The following is a 4,656-nucleotide window of genomic DNA, read 5'->3' as shown; positions in this document are numbered from 1 at the left end:
CTTCCAACAAAACATTCAGCGGCAACAAGCAGCGTTGGATGGCTTGATCACGTTTTTGACTAACTTGCAAAACTCAAGTGATACAGCAGATCTGTCAGGAATCATCAGCCAATTGACGAATGCAAAAAATCTCTTAGGAGATCTTTCTTCACGGCTAGATCATCTAAGCGAATTGGTTAAGAATGGCAGCGTTGATGACATTACCAACTATTTAACTGAAATCAATACCGCTGCACAAGAGGTTGCAAATCTTTTAAATGGCATTAATGTAGAAAATATCACCAAGACGATCAGTGATGTGTTGACTAAATTAATCAAAACCATCACCACTGCTCAAGATGTCTTGAAAAAAGCGCAAGCCATTGACTTTGCGTCATTGCTCTCTTCTACTAAAAGTGTGGTCAGCAATGCCATCACTATATTAGAAAAGTATCAAAAAGAATTACCTGCCATTAAGCAAGAGCTGCACGATGCCAATACGATGCTCAATGGACACATGGATGAAATTGTTTCTGCCATCAACAAAGGGGCAGATCTTTATAACAATGAATTGCCAGTCGTTGAAGATAAATTGGGTCTCGCTGTTGACTTCTTGCAAAACGATTGGCCAACCATCAAGGAAGAAATCACTTCGACCATGAATATGGTAGACCAAAAATTACCTGAAGTTGAAAAAGCATTAAATGCAGCAGTCGATCTAATCAACAATGATTGGCCGAATATCAAATCCGGTATTCAAAAAGCTGCTGATGCGATTCGCAAAGGGGAAAATGAAGTTGATCTAGGCGAAATCATCAAGCTATTGAAACTGGATGCGAATGATGAAGCGAATTTCTTCAAAGAGCCTGTGGAATTGGAAACAAATGACATCTATCCAATTGCCAACAACGGTTCTGCCAGCACACCATTCTATACTGCATTGTGTTTATGGGTCGGCGCATTGCTGCTTTCTAGTGTGGCTACCACTGAGTATCATTTAGAGAAGAAAGACAAAAAACGAATCACACAACGAGAAACATTTGTTGCACGAATGCTGACTTTCCTAACAATGGCTATTGCTCAAAGTTTGATCGTGACTTTAGGAAATATGTTCTTGCTTGGCGTAGATGTGCACAACCCAGTGTACAGTGTCTTCTTCGCATTGTTAGTTGGTCTCGCATTTATGATGATCGTCTACGTCTTAGCCGCACTCTTTGGAAATATCGGGAAAGGGATCGCAATCATCATCCTTGTTTTATCGATTTCCGGTGGCGGAGGAAATTATCCGATCCAAGTGTCTGGTAAATTTTTCCAAATGATCAATCCATTATTACCGTTTACTCATGCAGTCAATTTATTGCGGGAATCAGCCGGCGGCATCTATTGGCCAAACGCCATTCCTCAGTTGATTATTCTATCCCTATTGTTTATTGTTTTTGGTGTGATAGGAACATGGGTTTACCCTTATTTAAGTGGTCTAACGAAGAAAATGGAGGAAGTCTCGAAGAAGAGTCACTTTTTCCATTAAAATCAGAAGCAGGTAGGGCACAATGTTCTATCTGCTTTTCTTGCATCTTCCGGCGAATTCTGATAAAAAGAAGAGGGAGATTGTTCAAATTTTTCATGTCATTTTCATTGACTTTTCCCGGTTTCAGGAGTAGCATACAGTCTTGTTAATTCAGTAATTATCAAAGAAATTTTATATGTGCAATTATGATCTTTTTCATGAAAAAAGGAGTGTAAAAAAAGTGGAATATTTGAAACGTTTGTTGGTCGGACGTCCATTGAAATCCGCGGAGAATGATGAACAAAAATTGACAAGAAGAGCTGCTTTGGCATTACTATCTTCTGATGCCTTGTCTTCTATTGCGTATGGGACAGAACAAATCGTTGTTGTCCTAGTCGCTCTGTCAGCTGCAGCCATCTGGTATTCTTTACCAATCGCCGCATTCGTCATCATCTTATTGATCTCGCTGACGTTGTCTTATCGGCAAATCATTCACGCGTATCCTCATGGTGGTGGGGCCTATGTCGTTAGTAGTGAAAATCTAGGGAAGAATGCAGGCTTGATCGCAGGTGGTTCATTGTTGATCGATTACATGCTGACGGTTGCCGTTTCCGTATCGGCAGGAGCAGAGGCCATCACTTCTGCGGTACCTGCTTTATACGGGCATCAAGTCGGCATATCCATCACGATCGTTCTTCTGATCATGATGTTGAATCTGCGGGGACTACGAGAGTCTGCCAGCTTCTTGATGATTCCCGTGTATACGTTTATTGCTGTGATCACGATTTTGATCCTAGTGGGGCTATTTGATATTATCACTGGGGTGCAGCCGCTAAATGCAACTGCATTACCAGGAGCAGTGGTTCCAGGGGTTTCTGTCGCATTGATTTTACGCGCATTTTCTTCAGGTTCCTCCTCATTGACGGGGGTTGAAGCAATCAGTAATGCTGTGCCATTTTTCAAAAAGCCACGAGCAAAAAATGCCGCCGCTACATTGACGATCATGGCCGCTGTCTTAGGTTTCTTCTTTGTTGGGATCACATTTATCAACTATTGGTATGGAATCGTTCCTGAAGCAGAAGTCACCGTTCTGTCGCAAATTGGTGCCGCTATTTTCGGTCACGGATTCATGTACTACGTTTTGCAATTTGCAACAGCGTTGATCCTAGCCGTTGCAGCGAACACGGGTTTCTCCGCTTTCCCTGTGCTGGCTTATAATTTAGCTAAAGACAAATATATGCCTCATATGTACCAAGACCGTGGTGACCGATTAGGCTATTCTAATGGGATCATCACATTAGCTGCAGGTTCAATTGTGCTGTTGTTCATTTTCCAAGGTTCAACTGAACGCTTGATTCCTCTTTATTCCATTGGGGTATTCATTCCATTTGCTCTTTCTCAAACAGGAATGGTCCTTCGTTGGAAAAATGCTGGTAAAGGCTGGCTCATGAAATCATTGGCCAACATCATCGGCGCACTGATCTCATTTGCGATCATCGCAATCTTGTTTGTTTATCGTCTAGGAGATATCTGGCCATTCTTTATCATCATGCCAATCCTATTGTTTGTCTTTTATAAGATTCATGATCATTATAAGAAAGTCGCTGAGCAACTACGTTTGGAAAAAGAAGTGGCGTTACACACCTATGATGGCAACACTGTCATCGTATTGGTAGGGAACGTAACCCGTGTGAATATCGGTGCGTTGAATTATGCGCAATCGATTGGGGATTATGTGGTTGCGATGCACGTCTCTTTGGATGAAGATGTCAAAAAGGAAAAAGAAATCGAACAAGAATTCAAACAAAATTTCCCAGACGTTCGTTTTTCTGTAGTGCATTCTTCGTATCGTTCGATTGAAAATCCAATCATTCGCTATGTGGATCTAGTCAGCAAAAATGCGACCAAGAAAAATTATACGACGACAGTCATTATTCCACAGTTTGTACCGCGTCATCGCTGGCAAAACATTCTCCACAACCAAACCAGTCTGCGACTAAGATTCCGTTTATCATGGCGTGAAAACATCGTCGTAGGCACGTACAGTTATCATTTGAAGAAATAGAAAAGAAGCAAGTTGATTATATGATCCTCCTAGAAGCTAGATATTTGGTCTAATTTCTAGAAGGATTTCATTATATGATCAACCTGCTTTTTTTGATAATGTAGCTTATTATTGGACAATCGGTTAGTAGCTGAAAAATAAAGTCATTTCTTTCATTTGAGAAATTCAACTATAAAATGTTTTGATTTTAATATCTTGATCATAGTTCCCAAAGCCTCGCCCAAATAATGTACATCCACCTGAATTTTTAGCGTCTTTCTTAACTTCTACTTTTAGATGCCAAGTATCTTCGTTACTTGGAATATCAGCAATCGTAATGTTTGAAAGAGGAGCTCCGTCCATATTCGTCAAATGTTTGGTGATTCGAATCGTTTTTAAAAGGCCGTATTGATTTAAATTATCTGGATACCAAGCTGGCGTATACGTTCCTCGGATGTCTGCAAAATCACCCGGGCTAGTCCAAGTACCTAACTCAATGCCATTCAATGTAAAGGTAATATCCGAAGGCCAATTGTCATTAGCAAATGGAAATTCGGAGGAAATTTCCATTGAAATCTCAAGCATTTCTAGTTTTTCATTTTTGGTTAAAAAGTTTGGAGTTTGATATTCGACAAAACCATTTGTGAACCAAAGAATACGGGCATCCATCCTGCGAGCATCCATGAAATACTTTGGCTCATCTACATCGCCGATAAATTCATTGATCGTGGCTAACCCACATGTTGGTTCGACGAAATAATTCGTATAATGGCCGACAGGAATAAACGTTTCTTTAAAATCAAAGGCATTGAATATTTTTTCAGGAAAATTGATATCGATTTTATCTACGCGTAAACTGGATATTTTTTTTTGGCCAATTTTTTCGGTCTTAATAATATTTGCCTCTTCCAATTTTTTTATATGCATGGTTACGATAGCGCTGCTTAACCCGAGGGCAGAAGCTAATTCTTTGATGCTCATTTTATTTTTAGAAAGTAATTGGATAATACTGATTCTAACCTTGCTTGCTAAAGCTTCATAAACCGGTAATGCTTCATTATTGATTTCTAACTGCATAATGACACCTCATTTCTTCTGATTATGTAGAATTGGATTAGTATTTATG

At 39.9% G+C, this 4,656-nt stretch carries 3 protein-coding genes; 2 read left to right on the top strand and 1 reads right to left on the bottom strand.

What is annotated here, in order from left to right:
* Together Q0A12_RS04375 and Q0A12_RS04370 are read left to right on the top strand one after the other, a co-directional pair.
* On the top strand, positions 1 to 1,507 hold a 1,507-nt coding region (locus Q0A12_RS04375), incomplete at its 5' end, for a YhgE/Pip domain-containing protein (RefSeq protein ID WP_291291454.1).
* A 220-nt stretch (positions 1,508 to 1,727) separates the two neighbouring features.
* Positions 1,728 to 3,551 (top strand): APC family permease, encoded by a 1,824-nt coding sequence (locus tag Q0A12_RS04370; protein WP_291291453.1) that lies wholly within the window; start codon positions 1,728 to 1,730, stop codon positions 3,549 to 3,551.
* Between the two features lie 165 nt (positions 3,552 to 3,716).
* On the opposite strand, the gene Q0A12_RS04365 is transcribed toward Q0A12_RS04370, so the two are convergent.
* On the bottom strand, positions 3,717 to 4,607 hold the full coding sequence (locus Q0A12_RS04365) for a helix-turn-helix domain-containing protein (RefSeq protein ID WP_291291452.1): 891 nt from the start codon (positions 4,605 to 4,607) through the stop codon (positions 3,717 to 3,719).
* Positions 4,608 to 4,656: the final 49 nt, after the last annotated feature.

The sequence above is a fragment of the Enterococcus sp. genome (assembly GCF_022711995.1).
Classification (GTDB): domain Bacteria; phylum Bacillota; class Bacilli; order Lactobacillales; family Enterococcaceae; genus Enterococcus_D.
The sequence above is the reverse complement of the archived record's forward strand: the minus strand, read 5'-3'. Positions and strand labels throughout refer to the sequence as shown.

Excerpts from the sequence above, each read along its gene's own strand:
- Q0A12_RS04365 (WP_291291452.1), bottom strand. The coding sequence starts at position 4,607 with ATGCAGTTAGAAATCAATAATGAAGCATTACCGGTTTATGAAGCTTTA.